Origin of the sequence: Sphingobium fuliginis, from assembly GCF_004152845.1 — a bacterium.
Taxonomy (GTDB): Bacteria; Pseudomonadota; Alphaproteobacteria; order Sphingomonadales; family Sphingomonadaceae; genus Sphingobium; species Sphingobium fuliginis.
Genome location: NZ_SEON01000001.1, coordinates 417314 through 436733, shown reverse-complemented (window position 1 = coordinate 436733; position 19420 = coordinate 417314). Strand labels below are relative to the sequence as shown.

The 19420-nt window shown below is 64.5% G+C and carries 17 protein-coding genes and 1 tRNA gene; 10 read left to right on the top strand and 8 right to left on the bottom strand.

Going from position 1 to position 19420, the window contains the following annotated elements:
• Nucleotides 1–53: 53 nt before the first annotated feature.
• A complete protein-coding gene (locus EWH10_RS02285) occupies nt 54–1082 on the bottom strand; it encodes a polyprenyl synthetase family protein (protein WP_025549588.1) in 1029 nt (342 codons plus the stop codon).
• A gap of 158 nt (nt 1083–1240) precedes the next feature.
• Here EWH10_RS02285 and EWH10_RS02280 point away from each other — a divergent pair, with 158 nt between their 5' ends.
• On the top strand, nt 1241–1525 hold the full coding sequence (locus EWH10_RS02280; RefSeq protein WP_025549589.1) for a chorismate mutase: 285 nt from the start codon (nt 1241–1243) through the stop codon (nt 1523–1525).
• Nucleotides 1526–1527: 2 nt separating this feature from the next.
• On the opposite strand, the gene EWH10_RS02275 is transcribed toward EWH10_RS02280, so the two are convergent.
• The 5 genes from EWH10_RS02275 to EWH10_RS02255 all read right to left on the bottom strand — a co-directional run bounded on the left by EWH10_RS02275 (nt 1528) and on the right by EWH10_RS02255 (nt 5650).
• Nucleotides 1528–2424, bottom strand: a complete 897-nt coding sequence (locus tag EWH10_RS02275; protein WP_044660116.1) for a DMT family transporter — start codon at nt 2422–2424, stop codon at nt 1528–1530.
• A gap of 150 nt (nt 2425–2574) precedes the next feature.
• Nucleotides 2575–3447, bottom strand: coding sequence for an FAD:protein FMN transferase (locus EWH10_RS02270; RefSeq protein WP_044660115.1), 873 nt, complete (start codon nt 3445–3447; stop codon nt 2575–2577).
• Between the two features lie 101 nt (nt 3448–3548).
• Nucleotides 3549–4448: a DUF4198 domain-containing protein gene (locus tag EWH10_RS02265; RefSeq protein ID WP_044660114.1), complete on the bottom strand. Its 900-nt coding sequence runs from the start codon at nt 4446–4448 to the stop codon at nt 3549–3551.
• Between the two features lie 11 nt (nt 4449–4459).
• The gene (locus EWH10_RS02260) at nt 4460–4984 is read right to left on the bottom strand and encodes a DUF2271 domain-containing protein (RefSeq protein ID WP_044660113.1); all 525 of its coding nucleotides are present in this window, start codon (nt 4982–4984) and stop codon (nt 4460–4462) included.
• Nucleotides 4985–5002: 18 nt separating this feature from the next.
• Nucleotides 5003–5650 (bottom strand): PepSY-associated TM helix domain-containing protein, encoded by a 648-nt coding sequence (locus tag EWH10_RS02255; RefSeq protein WP_044660112.1) that lies wholly within the window; start codon nt 5648–5650, stop codon nt 5003–5005.
• Nucleotides 5651–5910: 260 nt separating this feature from the next.
• Here EWH10_RS02255 and EWH10_RS02250 point away from each other — a divergent pair, with 260 nt between their 5' ends.
• Nucleotides 5911–6897 carry an MlaA family lipoprotein gene (locus tag EWH10_RS02250; protein ID WP_044660111.1) on the top strand — a complete coding sequence of 329 codons (987 nt, stop codon included), beginning with the start codon at nt 5911–5913 and terminating at the stop codon, nt 6895–6897.
• Between the two features lie 54 nt (nt 6898–6951).
• Here the strand turns inward: EWH10_RS02250 and EWH10_RS02245 are convergent, their stop codons facing one another.
• Nucleotides 6952–11619: an NAD-glutamate dehydrogenase gene (locus EWH10_RS02245; RefSeq protein WP_044660110.1), complete on the bottom strand. Its 4668-nt coding sequence runs from the start codon at nt 11617–11619 to the stop codon at nt 6952–6954.
• 342 nt (nt 11620–11961) lie between these two features.
• Complete coding sequence (locus tag EWH10_RS02240; protein WP_025549597.1) at nt 11962–13233, bottom strand: PAS domain-containing protein; 1272 nt, start codon at nt 13231–13233, stop codon at nt 11962–11964.
• A 183-nt stretch (nt 13234–13416) separates the two neighbouring features.
• Between EWH10_RS02240 and EWH10_RS02235 the strand changes: the two genes are divergently transcribed.
• From EWH10_RS02235 to EWH10_RS02200, 8 genes are all read left to right on the top strand, one after another.
• Nucleotides 13417–13492 (top strand) — tRNA-Thr (locus EWH10_RS02235).
• 164 nt (nt 13493–13656) lie between these two features.
• Nucleotides 13657–14871, top strand: a complete 1215-nt coding sequence (locus EWH10_RS02230; RefSeq protein ID WP_065847046.1) for a tyrosine-type recombinase/integrase — start codon at nt 13657–13659, stop codon at nt 14869–14871.
• A 167-nt stretch (nt 14872–15038) separates the two neighbouring features.
• Complete coding sequence (locus tag EWH10_RS02225) at nt 15039–15452, top strand: MbcA/ParS/Xre antitoxin family protein (protein WP_065847044.1); 414 nt, start codon at nt 15039–15041, stop codon at nt 15450–15452.
• A complete protein-coding gene (locus EWH10_RS02220) occupies nt 15446–16171 on the top strand; it encodes an RES family NAD+ phosphorylase (RefSeq protein ID WP_130029765.1) in 726 nt (241 codons plus the stop codon). The genes EWH10_RS02225 and EWH10_RS02220 overlap by 7 nt, the downstream gene beginning before the upstream one ends.
• A 27-nt stretch (nt 16172–16198) precedes the next feature.
• On the top strand, nt 16199–17065 hold the full coding sequence (locus EWH10_RS02215; RefSeq protein ID WP_065847040.1) for a 3'-5' exonuclease: 867 nt from the start codon (nt 16199–16201) through the stop codon (nt 17063–17065).
• Nucleotides 17066–17616: 551 nt separating this feature from the next.
• Entirely contained in the window at nt 17617–17952 is a 336-nt protein-coding gene (locus EWH10_RS02210; RefSeq protein ID WP_065847038.1) for a hypothetical protein, read from the top strand.
• A 177-nt stretch (nt 17953–18129) separates the two neighbouring features.
• On the top strand, nt 18130–18630 hold the full coding sequence (locus EWH10_RS02205; protein WP_065847036.1) for a Panacea domain-containing protein: 501 nt from the start codon (nt 18130–18132) through the stop codon (nt 18628–18630).
• A gap of 201 nt (nt 18631–18831) precedes the next feature.
• The gene (locus EWH10_RS02200) at nt 18832–19389 is read left to right on the top strand and encodes a hypothetical protein (RefSeq protein ID WP_139111475.1); all 558 of its coding nucleotides are present in this window, start codon (nt 18832–18834) and stop codon (nt 19387–19389) included.
• Nucleotides 19390–19420 lie beyond the last annotated feature (31 nt).

Below are 19420 nucleotides of genomic sequence, written 5' to 3'. Positions count from 1 at the left end.
GCACCTGTCTGCGCAGGAACACGACGATGGAAACGAACCGGCCTGCCAGACCCTCAATAAGCCCGCGCGATGGCGAACCCGACCGCTTCGGTCAGCGCGGCCTTGGCCTTGCCATTGTCGAACATGCCCAGCGCATCGATCGCTCTCTGCCCATAATGCCGCGCCCGCGCCAGCGTATCCGCGATCGCGCCCGTCTTGCGCAGCAGGCCCGTCGCATGCGCCAGATCCTCGTCGCTCACCCGGTTGCCTGCAATGGCCTGCTTCCAGAAGGCGCGGTCATCTTCCGAACCCCGGGCGTAGGCGAGGATCACGGGCAACGTCACCTTGCCGTCGCGGAAATCGTCACCCGCATCCTTGCCCATGGTCGCGCCGTCCGATTCATAGTCGATGGCGTCGTCGATAAGCTGGAAGGCGATGCCGAGGTTGCGGCCATAGACGTCCAGAGCCTGCTCCTCGGCCTCCGTGCGGTCGGCGACCACGGCGGAAATGCGGCAGGCGGCGGCGAACAGGGCAGCGGTCTTCGCGCCGATGATGTCGAGATACTGCTCTTCGCTGGTGTCGATCTTGCGCTGGGCGGTGAGTTGGTTGACCTCCCCCTCCGCGATCACGGCGGACGCATTGGAGAGGATCTTCAGCACCTTCAGCGATTCCGCCTCGACCATCAGTTCGAAGGAGCGGGAAAAGAGGAAGTCGCCCACCAGCACGCTGGCGCTGTTGCCCCAGATGATGTTGGCGGTCTTGCGGCCCCGGCGCAGCCCCGATCCGTCGACCACATCGTCATGCAGCAGGGTCGCGGTGTGGATGAATTCGACCGCGGCGGCCAGCTTGTAATGACGCGACCCGGCATAACCGACCAGATCGGCGCAGGCGAGCGTCAGCATCGGCCGCATCCGCTTGCCGCCGCCCGCGATCAGATGCCCGGCGAGTTCCGGGATCAGCGGAATGCGCGACTGCATCCGGTCCAGAATGACGGCGTTCACCTGATTCATGCCCTCAGCGACCAGCGCCATCATGGGGGCGAGCGAAGGCGCGCTGCTGGCGCGGCCGATGGGGTGGACATTGCCGGTGGCGGATGCTGTCATGACAAGCGCCATGTGGCGGCGCAAAATGCTAAAGGCAAGCGGGAATAGCTTGCGCGGGCGTCCGGAAGCGGCAAAAAGCGCGCGATATTTGATCGACGCATCGTCAGGGCGCAAAACCCGCGTCCATTTTCGCCGGCGATGCTCTGCGGAGGACCAAAGTGGACGAGACCCTGAAGCGCTATCGCGAGAGCATCGACAATATCGACGCGGCGCTCGTCTTCATGCTGGCGGAGCGGTTCAAGATCACCCAGGCCGTCGGAGAGCATAAGGCGACCCACGACCTGCCTCCCGCCGATCCCGGCCGGGAGGAACGCCAGATCGCCCGGCTGCGCCAGCTTGCTACCGATGCCAATCTGGACCCCGATTTCACGGAGAAATTCCTGCGCTTCATCATCGATGAGGTCATCCGCCACCACGAACGGCTGCGGGAAAGGCAGGGCTGAGTTCAGGCCGGTTCGGCGATGTCCTGATTGCGCGTCGGTTGCGTCGACCGGCCCAGCATCACCCCACCCAGCGCCAGCCCGAAGCCGATGAGCTGCACCGGACCCAGCCGTTCCCCGAACAGCAGCCATGCCTCGACCGCCGCGAGCGGCGGCACCAGCAGCAACAGCATCGACATGCGCGTCGGCCCCTGATGCCGCACCAGCCACACCAGCAGCGACAGTCCGCCCGCCGACAGCCCCAGCACCGACCAGGCAAGGCCGATCCACAGCACAGGCGTGCCGTCCCAGCGATATTCCCCGGCGAACAGCGTGGCCGCGATGGCGAGCAGCGCGCCGCCCCCATTCTGCACCGCCCCGGAAATCGCGATGCCGTCGCCTGCTATCGATCCGCGCTGGATCAGCGTGCCCCCCGCCATGCCGAGCACGGCGAGCACGCCGGCGAGAGCCGGTCCTGTCGCGATCGATCCGGCGCCCGACCGCTCGATCGCCGGCAATAGCACGCAACCGACCCCTCCGATCGCGATCGCCAGACCGACCCAGGCGCGGGCGGGCAGCCGGTCGCCCAGAAAGGCGACGCTCGCCACCGCCACCATCAGCGGTTGCAGCGAACCCAGCAGCGCCATGACGCCCGCTGGCATGCCGTTGTTCACCGCCCACCAGCTGAGCGTCAGGTAGAAGCCATGCAGCATCGCGCCAGCCGCCAGATGCAGCCCCAGTCGCCGTCCACGCGGCAGCGCCTGCCGCGCATAGAGCGCCGCCCCGGCGAGCAAGGTCGTCGTCAGCGCCAGCCGCACGGCCAGGACCAGCTCCGGCGCGGCATGCGGCACCATCGCCCGTGCGACGATGAAGCCGGTCGACCAGATCAGCACGAAGAGAAGGGAAGCCATGGCAGCGATCATGCGCTCGCCTTTGGCCTATCGATACTCGGCTGTCGAGGCGCGCTTTGGGTTGAAGCGCGGTTTGGGTGGCCAAATCGCCGCTGCCAGCACGCCAAGCCGCTGCCTTCGCAGGCGTGCGGGGCAGATCCTCCGCTCGCCACCCGTTCGGGTTCAATCCAGCATCGCGGCCAGGGCAGGCGTCATATATTCCTGCCCGCGATCAGCAACCCGCCGGATCAGGCATGCGGCAATGCCGTGCCGTGTGGCGAGGGCCATGCCACGTTCATGCCCCATTATCGTGATCGCGGTCGCCCAGGCGTCCGCCAGCATCGCGCTTTCGTGGAGCACCGTTACGGAAGCCACATCGTTGGTGATGGGCGCGCCAGTGGCGGGGTCCATGCTGTGGGAAAGGCGGACGCCGCCTTCCTGGCGGAAGCGGCGATAGTCTCCGGATGTCGCGACCGACAGGCCGCAAAGCGCTATCCGGAGCGTAGGGAGCGCAAGGCCGGGCGGAGCCTCCACGTCCACCCACCAGGGCTGAAGGTCGGGCTTGACCCCTTGCCCCTGCAATTCGCCGCCGATCTCGACCAGGAAATGCGCAGCGCCGAGGCCGCGCAGGGCAGCCGCCATTGCATCCACGGCAAAGCCCTTGGCGATGCCTGAAAAGTCCAGCGTCACGTCGGCCGTGCGCCGGGCGCGGTCGCCCTCGATCGCGATGGCGGTCCAGGGCGAGGGATGATGGGGTGCTTCGGAAAGGCCCGTCAGCCCGTCCGGACCGAAGCCCCATTTCGCCACCAGCCGGCCCACCGCCGGATCGAACGCGCCGCCCGACAGCCGGGCCATCTCCAGTCCGGCGCGCAGCACGGTCAGCATCTCGCCGGGCAGCGGCATCCATTGGCCGACCGGCGCGGCATTGAACCGGCTGATGGCGGAAGCCGCTTCCCAATTGCTCATCTGCGCGATGATGCGGTCCAGCACCGTTTCCATCGCCGCCGCGCTGCCGGGCGGGGCGTCGACGATGCGGGCGGACCAGCTCGTGCCCATGGTCGGACCGCCAAAGTCGCTGATCCTGCCAGCCTGCTTGTCTGGCCCGAACAGGTCGGGCGAGAGGCAGGGCGGGATGGCGATGCGGATCGGGCGGGCGGTCAGCCCTGCACCTCCACCGTCATGGCATAGGTGGCGCGGTCCTGGGGCGGGCCCATGGGCGGACGGGGCCCGCCTACACCCTGCGGCTGGCCCTGGGGCCCGGCTGCGCCCGGCGCACCGCCGGAGCCTTCGCCGCCCGGTCCGCGCCGCCCACCGGAACTGAGGCTGACCCAATACATGCCCGCTTCCGGCCAGGTGAAGCTGACCTTCCCTTCGGCATCGGTCTTCGCATCCATCTGCTTGAGGTCCGACCGGTAGCGGATGCCGCCCGGGATGGCGACCACGTCCAGCCCTGCCGCGGGCTTGCCGTTCAACAGGAACTGGAAGGTGGCGGCTTCGCCCACGGCAAGGTCGTTGGGGTGGGTGACGGGCACCATCTCCAGCCCCTTGCCCGTGGTCGTGAAGACCTTTCGGTCCGGCTCGCCCGCCGTCACGAAGGTTTCGATCCGGGTGCGCGCCGTCGCCGTCTGCACGTCCGTCGCGCCCTGCGGCACGGCGGTCGCCAGCGTCGCGGCGGTGGTGCCGCGCGGCAGCATCTTGCGCTCGCCGTTCAGCATGTAATTGCCCATCAGCATCTCGTTGACGATGGCGATCTTGTACGTGCCCTTGGTCCTGATGCCGAGGTCGAAGGTCTGGCGCAGCTTGCCGATGGCGCGGTTTTCCACCTGCGCCGTGCTGCCGTCCGGTGCGGTCACGACCGGCTGCCAGTCCTGCCCCGGATGGTCGAAATAATAGAGATCGCTGGAAATGGCGGCGTCCACCGTCAGCCATTCATTGCCGGAGCCGGCGAACATGGTTTCGGACGGCAGCATCCAGGGCCGCGCCGCGCCCGCCATTTGCGGCAGAGCCATGGCAGCGGTGGCGGCGAGCAGCAACAGCGTCTTGCGGAACGTCATCATGGCTTCCCTCCTCAGCGCGACAGCACGGCGCTGACCGCGCCCAGTTCGAACTGGCCGCCGGCGCTGCCTCTGGCCCCGGCCGCCGTTACGTTGAGCGGCACGCGAACCACCTCGCGCCCGCCGGATTCACGCGCAGCCTCCACCACCAGCGTATATTTGCCGGGGGTCAGGACCGGCATGCCGCCCTTGCCGGCGGTGAAGCTCAGCTTATGGGTGCCGGGGGCGCGGGTGGCGCCGGAAATGCCGTCGGCGGGCAGGGCGAGCGAGCGGCCGGAGGCGCGCCACCACATGCGAATGTCGCGCAGCCATTTGACGCCGCCATTGTTGCGCTTGTCGACATCGTAGAGAACCGACAAAGTGCGGGCGGGCGCGCCCTCCTTCTCCAGCCAGATCGCGACATAGGGACGGTGATATTCCGCCACCGACAGGCGCGGCAGGGCAAGCGTGACGTCCAGGGTCAGGCCCGTGGCGGGCATGGCGACGGCGCTGGCGCCCATGGCCGCGCCGGTCAGGACGATCTTGTGGCTGATCTGCATGAGGTGAAGAACTCCCCCTTAATGGATGAAGATGATGGCCAGGACGGCCGGAATGGCGAGGCCCGCGGCGACCAGCGGCCAGGTGGTCGGGCGCTTCTTGGCATGGAGCCAGAGCAGGAGCAGGCCGGTGAGGGCGAAGAGGAAGCAGGCGACGGCGAAGATGTCGATGAACCACTTCCATATATTGCCGGCGTTGCGGCCCTTGTGCAGGTCGTTGAGATAGCTGATCCAGCCCCGGCTCGTCGCCTCGCTGGTGACTTCGCCGCTATGCCGGTCGATCGATACCCAGCCGTCGCCGCCGGGGCGGGGCAGGGCAAGATAGACCTCGTCCGCCGACCATTCCGCTTCGCCCGCGCCGCTTTGGCCGATTTCCTGTTCCACCCATCGGGCGATCGGGGCGGGGAGGGGCCTCTTGGCGTCGGGCGCCTCGTCCGCCGCGACCTGCTTCAGCAAGGCGGGGGGCAGGGTGGCCGACCTGGTCACCGTCTGCGGCGAACCCTCGACATCGGCGGCGTGGTTCAGCGTGATGCCGGTGAAGGCGAACAGCAGCAGGCCGATCAGGCTGATCGCGGAACTCACCCAATGCCAGGTATGAAGCTGCTTCAGCCAGAAGGCCTTCGGGCTCTTCTTCCTGTTGTTCGGCTGGGTGCGGGCGGGGGCGTGCATCGGAAGCGGGACGAGTCCTGTGGGAGATGAGGCAGGCTGCATAACGCGAACGACTCGCAATTGCAAACTATGGGCGTTGCAAAATTTGTATCAAAATATGCGAGGCAAAGCCGGATCGTTTCCATGGAGCGGCGGCCGGCGCAGGATGGCGGCGTCATGCTATTGACGGGTGACCCCTTCGCAATTAGCCGCCTTAATGAAACGGGCGTGACATGAAAATGTCATCCGCTCCAAAGGGCCTGCCTGCAAGGAATGACGATATGCTGACGCCGGCCATAGCCGCTGGAATGCTGATGATGGGCGCGCAAGCGGGAACGGAGGGGGCGGCGGCGTCCGACCCTGCCGCCGTTGCCGCGCCAGCGCCCGATGCGTCTGCCGCTCCGCAGGCCGCCGCCGGAGGGACGCCGCAGGTGCTGGTCGTGCCGCCGCCGCCGGTAATGCCGAACCTGCCGGGCACGGACGCGCCTGCGGCTGCCGCGCCGCAGCCGGGCGAGATCGTCGTGACGGGCCATAGCCGCCCGCCGCCGGGCGATCCGCTGGAGCGGCTGAACGAGAAGAGTTTCCAGACGGTGCAGGCGGTCGACAAGGCCGTGTTGGAACCGGTCGCCAAGGCCTATAACAAGGGTCTGCCAAAGCCCGCGCGCAAGGGGCTGCGCAACTTCTTCTCCAACTTGCAGGAGCCGGTGGTCTTCCTGGCCTATATGCTCCAGTTCAAGCCGGGCAAGGCGATGGAGACGGTCGGACGCTTCACCATCAACACCACCCTGGGCGTGGCCGGCCTGTTCGACGTGGCGAAGCGCAAGCCCTTCTTCCTGCCCTATCGGCCCAACGGCCTTGCCAATGTGCTGGGCTATTATGGCGTGGGGCCGGGCCCCTATATGTATCTGCCGATCGTCGGGCCGACGACGCTGCGCGACATTGTGGGGGATACGGTGGACAAGCTGGTCGTGCCCTTCGCCGTCGGCAAGCCGTTCAACGAGCCGAAATATGTGATTCCCGCGACGATCCTGAACCAGCTGGGCGAACGCGCCGCCTTCGACGAGACGATCCAGCAGATTCGCAGCGAGGAAAATCCCTATGCCTATTATCGCGAGCTGTATCTGAAACAGCGCAAGGCGGAGATCGAGGCGCTGCACGGACGCACGGTGGAGGAACCGGTGACGCCGGTCTATGGGCCGGGGCTGGGGAAGGCGCCGCCGCCGGAAACGGTCCCTGCGCCGGAGCCGATTCCCACCCCCACCCCATAATCGTCATTCCCGCCTGCGCGGGAATGACGGGGGTTGGAGAGAGCGTAAAGCCTCCTACCGCCCCAACAATCCCCGCGCCTGACCCGCGATCTCCGCCAGCATCGCGACATTGGGCGTCGCCGCCGTCTTGGCGCGCTGGACGAGGGCGCGGAACTGCTGGATGCGGGCGCCCCTTTCCTTCAGCCATGCCTCGACATGATGGGCGATGTCCTTGCCCGTCCCCTGCGCCAGGAAGTCGAGCCGCACCTGCTGCATGTCGCGCGCCACGCCGGAGATCAGCAGCCGCTCCCACGGATCGGACGGCGCCATGCGCGCGGCGGTGGACTGCACCCAGTCGATGCCGACCGCTTCGCCCAGATGGGTGAAGGCGCGGGTCAGGGCGACTTCATCCACCGACAGGCGCCCGGCCAGCGCGGCGATGCCCACCGCGCCGTCCAGCTTGAACAGGCCGGCGGTCCGGCGGGTCAGCGCTTCCGGCGCGCCCAGCGAGAGCAGCCGGTCGGTTGCGGCCGTGACCCGGCGCAGCGCCTCGCTGGTGAGCAGGTCGTCCACCTGCTTCGCCAGCATGCCCACGCCCTTGGCCAGCGCGCCATGGCCCGCCTGCGGCAGCGTGCCGGACGGCAGGCTGCGCAATATGTCCGCGATCTGCGCCCGCATGCCGTTGGCGATGTCCCCGAACAGGGCGAGCCGGGCGGCTTCGGACATCTCCGCCGCGTCGATGTCATCCCATAGCCGGCGGATGTCGTAGAGCCTTTCCGCGATCAGGAAGGCGCTGGCGAGGTCGGCCAGCGAGCAGCCCTCCTCCTCCGCCAGTTCGAACGGATGGATCAGGCCGAGCCGGTTGACGATGCGGTTCGCGACCTTGGTGGCGATGATCTCCCTCTTCAGCGCATGGGCGGCGATGGCGTCGGCCTCCTTCTTCCGCATCGCGGGCGGGAAGGCCTGGGCGAGTTCGTCGTCCATGCTGGGGTCGGTGGCCAGGTCGCCATGCTCGATGGCGTCCTGCAAGGCGAGCTTGGCGGTCGACAGCAGCACCGCGAGTTCAGGCCGGGTGAGGCCCAGCCCCTCCTGACCGCGCCGCAGCAACTGGTCGTTGGCGGCAAGCCCTTCCACCTGCCGGTCGAGCCGGCCCGTCTCCTCGAAGGTTTCGATCAGCCGCACATAGCTCGCCAGTTCCGCCGCGCCGCCCGCCTCCGCGATGGAAAGGCCGAGCGCCTGGAGGCGATTGTCCTCCAGCACGATGTCGGCCACCGCGTCCGTCATGCCGACCAGCAGCCTGTTGCGGTCGTCGAAGGAGAGGCGGCCTTCCGCCATTTCCTTGTTGAGCGCGATCTTTATGTTGACCTCATTGTCCGAACAGTCGACGCCGGCCGAATTGTCGATGAAGTCGGTGTTGATCCGCCCGCCGCGCAGGGAGAAGGCGATGCGGCCCGCCTGGGTGACGCCCAGATTGGCGCCTTCGCCCACCACCTTCACGCGAAGCTGCTCGGCATTGACGCGCAGGCGGTCGTTGGCGGGGTCGCCCACATCGCCATGGCTCTGTGCGGCGGCCTTCACATAGGTGCCGATGCCGCCGAACCAGAGCAGGTCGTTGGGGCTTTTCAGGATCGCGGAGATCAGCGCCGTCGGCTCCATTTCGGCGTCGGTGACGCCCAATATCGCCTGCACCTCCGGGGTGAGGCGGATGCTCTTGAGGCTGCGCGGGAAGACGCCGCCGCCCCTGGAGATCAGCGTCTTGTCATAATCGTCCCAACTTGAGCGCGGCAACTGGAACAGGCGGTTGCGTTCTTCCCAGCTTTTCGCCGGATCGGGATCGGGGTCGAGGAAGATGTGGCGGTGATCGAAGGCGGCGACCAGCTTGATCGCCTTCGACAGCAGCATGCCGTTGCCGAACACATCGCCCGACATATCGCCGCAGCCGACGACGCGCACCGGCTCGCTTTGCACGTCGACGCCCATTTCCGCGAAATGCCGCTTCACGCTGATCCACGCGCCCCTGGCGGTAATGCCCATCGCCTTGTGGTCATAGCCGTGGGAGCCGCCGCTGGCGAAGGCGTCACCCAGCCAGAAGTCGCGTTCCAGTGCAAGGGCGTTGGCGACGTCGGAGAAGGTGGCCGTGCCCTTGTCGGCGGCGACGACGAAATAGGGATCGTCGCCGTCGTGGATGACGACCTGCGCCGGGTGCTTCACCTTGCCCTTGACGATATTGTCGGTGACCGAAAGCAGGGCGCGGATGAAGATGCGGTAGCTTTCCGTGCCTTCCGCGAACCAGGCGTCGCGGTCGACCTGCGGGTTGGGAAGCTGCTTGGGATAGAAGCCGCCCTTGGCGCCTGTCGGCACGATGACGGCATTCTTCACTCGTTGCGCCTTCATCAGGCCCAATATTTCGGTGCGGAAATCGTCCCGGCGGTCGGACCAGCGCAGCCCGCCGCGCGCCACGGGCCCCGCGCGCAGATGGATGCCCTCGACGCGTGGCGAATAGACCCAGATTTCCCGCCATGGCAGCGGCGCGGGCAGGCCGGGGACCTGCGCGCTGTCCAGCTTGAAGGCCAGCGCCTCCTGCGCGGCCGGGCTGTAGAAATTGGTGCGCAGCGTCGCGGTGATCACGGCGCGCAGCAGGCGCAGCACGCGATCCTCGTCTATGGCCGTGACCTTCTCCAGCCCCGCCTCGATCGTCTGTTGCGCGGCGGCGGCGCGCGCCGGTCCATCCTTGGCCTCCGGATCGTGCAGCGCCTCGAACAGCTCGATGAGCTGGCGGGCGATGCCCTGCTCACGCCGCAGCGTTTCGGCAAAGGTCGCCATGCCATAGGCCATGCCGGTCTGGCGCAGATAGCGGAACAGTGCGCGCAGCAGCACGACCGATCGCTGGTCCAGCCCGGCGGTGACGATCAACTCGTTGAACCGGTCATTCTCCGCCACGCCTTCGGTGACCTGCGCGATCGCTTCCGTCACGATGTTGGCGCGGGCGATCACGGTTTCGGCATCGCCTCCCGCCGGCAGTTCCAGGACGAAGCGCTGGACATGGCCCAGCGCGCCCGCCTGTCCCCTGGCTTCGACCGCCGTCAGCATCTCGTCGATCACGCGGAAACCGAAATTCTCGAAGGCGGGGACCACTTCGGACAGGGCGATGGCGTCATGGCTGTAGAGCTTCAGCCGCAGCCGTTCGGGCGCATCCTCTTCGTTGCGATAGATGCGGATCGACTTGTCGCCGGGGGCGGACAGGCTGTGCAGCAGGCGGATGTCGATCGCCGCCTCGGCCGGGCCGGCGCCGTTTCGATAGCCCATGGGAAAGCCGGGGGCGTAGCGCTGCGCCAGCGTCGCGGCCCGGCCGGCCTCCTCGCTTTCGGCCAGCGCCTCCTCGACAGCGGGCAGCCAGCCGCGCACCATTTGCTTCAACTGCCGGTCGAGCGGCTGTTCATCGGGCACCACGCCGCCGTCGCGCAGGTCGAGCGTGATGCGCAGCAGCGCCAGGCCGCTTTCCTCCAGAGCGATCGACCAGCTCAGCACCGGGCCGTTGCAGGCCTGGCTCAGCATGTCCTGCACCGCGACGCGCCGCGCCGTGGTCAGCTCCTCGCGCGGCAGCCAGGCGAAGGCATAGAGATGGCGGGCCAGCGCACTGGTGCCCAGCACCAGTTTCGGCCGCGGCCGGTCGGTCAGCGACATGAAGGTCAGCACCAGCCGCTCCAGCGTCTCGCGGTCGAAGCCGATGAGGATGTCGTGGGGCAGGGCGGTCAGCGCATGGGTCAGCACCTTGCCCGCATGGCCGTGCGGATCGAAATCGAACTTGTCCATCAGCGCCGACAGCGCAGACCGCAGCAGCGGCACCCTGTCGGGCGTGGTCGCCAGCCCGGCGCTGGTCCACATGCCGGCGTGGATGGACAGCGCCGTCACCTGCTTGCCGTCCCGGACCGGCACGATGATCAGGTCCAGCAGGACGGGGCGGTGGACGCGGGAGAGGCGGTTGGACTTGATGATCAGCGGCGTGCGCTTGCCTTCCTCGAACCAGTTGAAGGCCGCCTCCAGCGTCGCGGGGGCCAGCAGGGGCTGGTCGCGCAGGCCGCAGATGCCGATGCCGGCGTCCGCCTTTCCGTCGCGGTGGCGAACCTCATGGCCGATCTGGGTGAAGTGGCGGGCCAGGAACCAGCGCAGCAGCGCCGCCCCTTCCTCGTCGGGCACGGCATCGGCATCGGCCGCCATCGCCTCCCGCATCTTCGGCCAGTCGGACACGGCGGCGCGGACGTCCGCCAGCGTTTCCTCCAGCGCCTTTTCCAGCGCGCGGCGGGCCTTCGCGTCGGCGCGGTCCGCCTCGATATAGATCATCGATTCCCGGCGCGCCCCGGCGGCTTCATTGTCGAGTATCGCCTTCAAATGGCCGTCGCCGTCGCGCTCGACCGACAGGACGGGATGAAGCAGGCGATGGATGATGATGTCGGCGGCGGCCAGCGCATTGGCGATGGAATCGACCAGAAAGGGCATGTCGTCATTGACGATGGCGATCCGCATGTAGCGCCCCGTCGCGCCTTCGCCCAGCGTTTCCATGCCGATGGCGACATGGCCGGGCCGGCGGGTCGCGGCGGTGCCGGCGATGAAGGCCGCCGCCGCCAGCATCGCCTTCTGGTCGAATCCTTCGCTTTCGCCGGGCAGGGCGCCCCGAGCCAGCGCCGCCTCCAGCGCTTCGCTTATGCTGTGGTCAACTTGCCTCGATTCAGCCAATGCCGTCATGCGCCTGCCTCTTGCCCGCGGGTTCAGCCCCGCTTCTGTGAACGGAGAAGGCGCCGGAGAACCGCCACGCGACTTCTCAAACCGATGCCGTCCACTATGCGCCACTGCGTCTTGAGGCTCAACCCAGGATGGGAAATAAAGTTACGTAAAATTGAAATAATATGATGCAGCGCAGCATGGGACGAACGCCCTGGAGAGTAAGCCACGAAATCGGCCCATGATCCCGTTCTGTCAATCCGGCGCGGCCGTTTCTGCCGATGGGAGGGGCCTGGGCCGCGATTAAGGATGCGCCCCGGTTGAATGCACCCTGCTCCCGCGCGGGAGCAGGCCGGGCGACAACGCCTAATTCGCAGCGGCGACGATCGCCCTCTGGCCGATTTCCGACCCTTCCGGCAGCGCGCCGACAATGGCGAGCGATCCGTCCTTCTCCCGCCGGGCGATGACCACCGCCAGCCCGTCGCCATCGGTGGCGACAGTGAAGGGATCGAGCGCGGCGGCCGCCTTCATCGCGGCGCGGGCGGTCTGCTGGCGATCGGGCTTGGCCGGGCCGTCGGTGCGGCGCTGGGCGCGTTCGTCGCGGACCAGCGCTTTCAGCCCGCCGTCATAATTGGCGAGATAGTCGCCGAAGCTGCCCAGGGCTATGCCGTTGGCGCGGGCATGATCCAGCGCAGTGGCATATTCGGTGATGCGCGTCTTGTCGTAGCTGGAGCCGAAGACCAGCTTCACCACGGCGGTCATCGGCGCTCGGGCCTGGACCTTGAGGCCGCTATTCTCCAGCAGTTCGGCATATTCCTCCGGCCGGGCGAGCGTAACCAGCGCGAAGTCGTAGCTGAGCCCGATGGCGCGATAGAGCGCCGCATGGCTGCGGGCCTCGCTGGTGCGCGCCTGCTCCGCGCTGTCGCGGGCGAGGGCCAGCCAATCGGCCAGCGGAGCGTCCTCGTCAGGGCTTTCCATGCCGCCAAGGTCGAGCGTGTCGAAATCCTCGACCGCCGGACCGTCCGCCCAGATCGGCGCGACCGGCGGCGCGGCGGGGCTGGAGAGCAGGGCGGCTTCCACCTCCCGGTCGATCTCCGCCGTGACGGCCTGGCTCGCCGCTTCCTTCCAGTTGATGACGCCGAAGACGAAGTCGATCGTCTCGTCATCGGAGGAGAAGGGCATCAAAATGCCGCGATAGAGGATTTCCGCGTCGCGCTGGTTGACGAAGCCGGCCTCGAACCCGATCGGCGCGGCGTTGGCGATGATCTGGAGATAATGGTCGGTCAGCCGCGACAGCAGCGAGCGGGCGGGGACGTCGTTGATATACTGGATGGGCCCGTCGATCTCGCACTCTTCGCGCAGCGCGGTGCCGAGATAGACGATGGCGGGATTCTCCAGCCCGGTGCTGAAGTCGAGCAGGACGCTGAAGGGGCCGAAATCTTCCAGATCCTGGGGCGCCAGATCCTCAATGGACGGCAGGCTGCGGTCGCCCAGCAGGGACGCCCAATAATTATAGGCACGCACCTGCATCCGGCGCTCATCGGCGCCGACAAGCGGCGGCGTCTCGATCGCTGCATCGTCGGCCGGGCCGAAATCGTCCTCGTCATCGGCGATTTCATGCCCCCGCAGAGTGTCCATCCCATCGGTCCTTGGTTCAGGTAAAAGCTTTTCCTTGAGAATCGACAGTGCCATTGGATGGTAAAGATGGTGTAAAGGCGGGGTGAAATGATGATCCGAAGCGGTTTGACGCTGGATGGGCATGGCAAATCGCATTTGCCCGCTTGTCCTTCCCGCCAAGCGCTGTTATCTGCCCGCCCCAACGCCGCTTTAGCTCAGTCGGTAGAGCATCGCATTCGTAATGCGAGGGTCACGTGTTCGAGTCACGTAAGCGGCACCAGAGCCCCCGATTTCGAGGGGCCTCAGACCTCGAAAAACCCCTGAAAAACTGGTATAATTTGGCATCGGCTTTCCGGTGTCGTCGTCCTCTGTCCACCTCCATCCAGGTGATTTGGGGGCCTCGAATTGGGGGCCTTTTCGGCAATTTTGAGTCGAGGCCCCCAGATGCTGACCACGATCCAGATCAATGCGCTAAAACCCAGGGAAAAGGCTTATAAAGTCGCCGACGCCAAGGGGCTTTACCTGCTCGTCAACCCGAACGGCTCTCTGCTCTGGCGGGTGAAGTTTCGGTTTCATGGTATCGAGAAGAAGATGGCGCTGGGCCGCTATCCCGATGTCAGCCTCAAGGAGGCACGCCAGAAGCGGGATGAGGCGCGCGAGCAGCTCGAAGAGGGCGTTGATCCGGCGGCGGCCCGGCTGCAGGCGAAGGTCGAGGCCGAAATTGCGGCCCGAACCACGTTCAGGGTGGTGGCGGACGAATTCATCGAGAAGATGGAGCTGGAAGGAAAGGCGGCGGCTACGCTCAAGAAAATGCGGTGGTTCCGGGACGTTCTGCAACCAACGATCGGGCACCGGCCGATCGCCGACATCACGGCGCATGAACTCCTCAAGGCGCTCAAGAGGCTCGAGAGGAAAGGTCATCACGAGTCAGCGATCCGTGCGCGCTCATTCTCCGGCCGTGTATTTCGCTACGCCGTGGCGACCCTGCGCGCACAGCATAACCCGTCCGACATTCTTCGGGGCGCGCTCATTGCTCCAAAGGTCAAGCATCATGCGGCCTTGCTGGAGCCGGCGAAGGTCGGCGAGCTGCTGCGCGCCATCGATGGGTATGGCGGGAAGATCGAGACGAGGATCGCGCTCCAGCTGGCCCCGCATGTCTATCTTCGCCCAGGTGAACTGCGAAAGGCGCAGTGGAAGGAGATCGACTTCGAGGCTGCGGTCTGGCGTGTTCCAGCCGAGCGCACGAAAATGCGCAAACCCCATGCCGTGCCCCTATCGAAGCAGGCAATCGAACTGCTTCGAGAGCTCAAGGCCTTGGGGAATTCGGGGGATTTCCTGTTCCCGGCAAACACGACCTTCCTCAAGCCGATCTGCGAAAATACGCTCAACATCGCACTCCGACGTCTCGGCTTCACAAACGAGGAAATGACCTCGCATGGATTTCGATCGATCGCCAGCACGCTTCTCAATGAAAGCGGCCTTTGGCATCCTGACGCGATCGAACGCTCGCTGGCGCACCGTGAGCGCGATAGCGTTCGGGCAGCCTATCATCGTGGCGCTCACTGGGACGAGCGCGTTCGAATGGCGCAGTGGTGGTCGGATTACCTCGTCAAGCTGAGGGACGGGGCCGAGGTGATACGGCCAAAGTTCGGGACGTGAAGGATTGCCGCCGACCATCTGAGACCTCTCCAGAGATTCCCGTGCAGACATTTGGCGGTTGGCTTCCCAAGGGTGACGGACGCAAGACGGCGCGCGCAGGCATGAATGGGCAGGTGTATTGCCAAATGGCAACATAAATAATATATAATGCCATATGGAGAACGCCAATGGCTCAGCTACAACCTGTTGATACCCTCCCGGCTCCATTCCGGGCGGAGCCTATGACCCCGGCCGAGGGGCAGGCCATGTTTCGCGCGGCCCTCAATCTTTTCGGAAGATGGGGGCTGACGGACGAGCAGGCTGCCGTGCTGACGGATATGCCCGTGCGGACCTTTCGACGCTGGAAGGCAGAGGGTCCCGGGCGGCTGTCGCGGGATGGGCTCGCTCGTCTTTCCAATCTCATGGGCATTCACAAGGCGCTCCGCCTGATATTCCAGGAACCGCAACGAGGCTATGACTGGATCAAGGCGAGCAATACCGCCTTCAATGGCGCAAGCGCTGTTGAGGTCATGCTGGGCGGAGAACTGACGGACATCATGCGGGTGCGACGCTATCTCGATGCGGAGCGTGGCGGCTGGTGACGACGGGAGATTTTCCCCCAGTAAACCGGGTTGAATGGGAAGCGGCGGTCAGGATCATCCGGAGCGCCTATCCCCCGATCGACCTGTTCGAGGATATTGCGGATCCGGCGGACTGGCCTCTGATCCTGTCGGCGGAGCAGAAGACGAACCCGCGCATCATGGCAACCATCGGGAATATCGACCTTGTTCCTTCCGAAAGGCGAATCGGCGGCGCTGGGGCATCCTATTTGATGGCGTCATTTACGCATGTCAGTCCTGATCGACCCAGTCGGTTTTCGGACGGTAGCTATGGCGTCCTCTACATCGCCCGAGGTTTCGAGACTGCCCTCTTCGAAACCATTCATCACCATGCGCGCTTCATGGCGAGGACGGCTGAGCGCGCGGGATGGACATCGCAATTTCGAGAGATCGTGCTGAGGGTGGATGCCAGCCTTCATGACCTTCGCGGAGATGGTCAGGAATTTGCCTCCTCTCTTGACCCCAAAAATTACGAAATCGCTCAACAGATGGCCACGAAACTGCGCCGCTCAGGCTCGGATGGCTTGGCCTATCCGAGTGTCCGGCAGGCTGGCGGAGAATGCGTCGCGCTATTCTATCCCGATTGCGCTTCCAAACCCGTCCAAGGGCGGCACTTGGACTATCATTGGGATGGGCGGCGGGTCGACCTTGTTCGCGATGCCGGCAGTGGTGCCGTGTTCAGGGTGATAGAGGATTCGTGATGGGGCGGCAGCGAGGCAAGGGTCGCGATGACTGATCGCCATGAGCAGGCGGCTGAGGCACTGGGCGCACACGTCGACTTTCGGGTGCTGCGCCGGCTGAAGCCTGTCACCTCCTTTCATGTGGCAGTCCCTCATGTGAGCAGCCGGGTTGGCGTTGCCATCGATGTTGAAACTACAGGTCTCGACCGCGAGGTCGATCGGATCATTGAGCTGGCAGTTCAGCGCTTCCGCTTCGATGAGCAAGGGCGCATCATTCAGGTCGGGGTCCCCAGGGTCTGGCGCGAGGATCCTGGCATTCCGGTCGATCCGAAAATCACCAGGCTGACTGGCCTTACCACGGCTGACCTAACGGACCAGGCGATAGACGAGGCTGCGGCCGTCGAGATCATTTCCTCCGCCGATATCATCGTCGCGCACAATGCCGCATTCGACAGGCCGTTTGTGGATCGGCGTCTGCCCGCAATCGCCGGGAAGCCGTGGGCTTGTTCGATGGCCGAGCTGGACTGGCTCGAGTTCGGTTTCGATGGTCGGGCCCTGGCGCATCTCGTCTCTCAATGTGGTTGGTTCTATGAGGGGCATCGGGCAGAGAATGACATCCTTGCCCTGATATATCTGCTCGCCCATGGCCTGCCGGACGGCGAAACGATTTTGGCCAAGCTCATCGCTTGTTCGGAAAGAACGACATATCGGGTGAATGCGGTCGATGCGCCTTTCGATGCCAAGGATCGGTTGAAGTCGAGGGGCTATCGTTGGGACGCGGCAATGCGGTTCTGGTGGAAGGCCGTGCAAGAAGAGGAAAGCGAGGCCGAGCGTAGCTGGCTGCTCAATGATGTTTATGGCGGCTATGGAGAGCCTGCATTCATCCCGGTCACAGCCTGCGAGCGGCATCGCTGACCTATCTCACACCGGTCGGTCCTGATTAGCCAAGGATTCGATCCCGCCTGGTGTGGAATACGGACGAGATCCGGCAAGGTTCAGGCTTTCCGGCGCTTGGCGTACAGAAGTGCCGCCACAATAGCGGCCGATCCAATGCCAATAGCGGCACCCAATGCGGTGACTGATGCCGGGGACTTGTCTTGACACCCGCTCTTGTCGGCATTTGCGAAAGGCGGGTCGGCCTGGGTGCTCTCGGCATGCGGCGCTGGATGGGCAGGATAGGGCGGGGTGCTGGCCGGTGGTATAGCTGGCTTGTGGGTCATGATATCTCCCTGGAAGTTTGCTGTGCTGAACCAACTTACGCGGGTAAAGTTGCCGATCCCGGGGCGAAAGGCGTTTGGGCCACGACCGTCGTCCTGTTCCTTCACCGCGGACCACAATGCCGCAAAGGTAGTGAGGGAGAGCCGCGAGACTCGAGAGGAACGATCCATCGAATATTACCATTGCCGACTCCTTTCCCGTGACACACATTCACTAAATGTTCTCATGTAGGAAAGAGTGATTCTGCAATGTGCGTGTTGATCCTTCCCATTTCGGAAAGCGTACGGCTGCGGGTGACCGGCGACGTGGAAACGGTGCTGACGGTCCCTTACGAAAATGACGAACGCTTCCTGGTTGGCCTCAGCGATGGGACGCTGTTGCTCGGCTATTATGACGAGCATCTGCGTTGCAAATGGGAGGTCGCCCGCGATGGCGCCGGCATCGTGAGGTTCGAAGGCGATGCGGTTCGGGTCGAATGGAGGGTTGAGTGGCTCACGGTGGCGGCGTTTGATCCGCAGGTAGTCGAATTGGCAAATCCTCCAGCCTTGCCATTGTTTCCCGATCTCGACAGATGGGCGGCCTGAACTGCAGCATCGAAATGGGCAATTAATTCACCTTTCAGCGGTCTCCTCAAAGCGGCGAGCGTCATAGGTTGTCGAGGCGCCGTTGACCGAATTGTTGCTTGCGCTCAAGAGATCCACGATATTGCTTGATGCAACTCCTGTTAGCCCTGTATCGGCACCCGCCGATGAGGACCGCAAATGTATGATGCACGTGCAATCGCTAACTTCATGCTCGACTACGCAGACGAACGTCGTGTGGCGCTCACCAATATGGCGGTGCTCAAGCATATTTATTTTGCGCATGGGTGGCATTTGGCAGCCTGTGGTAAGCCGCTGATCTCCAACAGAATCGAAGCGTGGCAATACGGTCCAGTAATTCGCGCGGTTTATGATTGCTTCAAAGAGTTTGATGCGCGACCCATTACCTCTCGGGCGTATTTGACTGACTGGGAGACGGGAGAAGTGGTTGCTGCCCGTGCAGATTTCGGGGTGGACACGATAGCCCTGCTGAAGGCTACGCTTGATTATTATTCTGGGTTCGGCGCCTACGAATTATCGGAATTGACCCATATGCCTGGTGGTCCATGGGACCAAGTTTGGAACGCTGGCGATGGAAAAGTCCGGCTCAATATGGAAATTTCAAACCAAGCGATTCACGATTATTTCATTAAGGAAGCAAAATCAGCGAGTATCCAGTAAGAGACTATTGCCCACGCTGGAGGGGTTAATTATTAGCTAATAATGGCTTTACCGATTCCCTCGCTTCAAGATGTGGTTCGGCTGACTGGACCCGACGTTGCAACCACGGCCGCGAATTTTCGCAGGCATTTACGGGGTGCTGGCCCGGTGTGGGGGTACAATCCATCTAAGCGTCTTGCGAAGGCGGTTTTCAGCCTGGAGATGGTACGCGACGCGGCGGTGGAATCATGTGGGCGAATTGGGCATAAGCTTGGTCGGCCCCACAATGCACAGGTGGGCGGGTTAATCTGGGATGCGGCCACCGAACGCGGTCAGTTCATGTGCCACGACCTCTCTCCCCGCATGCTAAACCTGCGCTCCGACATTGCAATCAAAGTCGACCCTCAGTTTTTCTTCATTGAGCAAGGCAGGCCAGTTATTTTCTACCTGCAGCCTCGCCGGGGCCATGTGCCGGGTGTTGATGGGTTGAGGGTGATTGCCACTGCCATCCACTCATTGTTTGCGATTGACGAGCTCTCTGCTGCTGACTTGCTATTGCTCGACTTGAGTATGCCAACCGGATGCAATGAGCGGGCGGTTGTCTCATATAGTTTCTCCGATCTGCCACCCTTGCCGACCATAGATATCGAGCGCCTCTTCCAGCGCTTCGTTGATGCCTACGATCTCGTTTCGGCCGAAGGAGTGGAACGGAAGCCGCGTCGCTCTCGGCCGGCGGCAGAGCGTGGCGACGATCTGTTTGGGAATCCGCCCGCCGAGTAGGACGGCATAATATCGTCTAGAAACTTGTTAC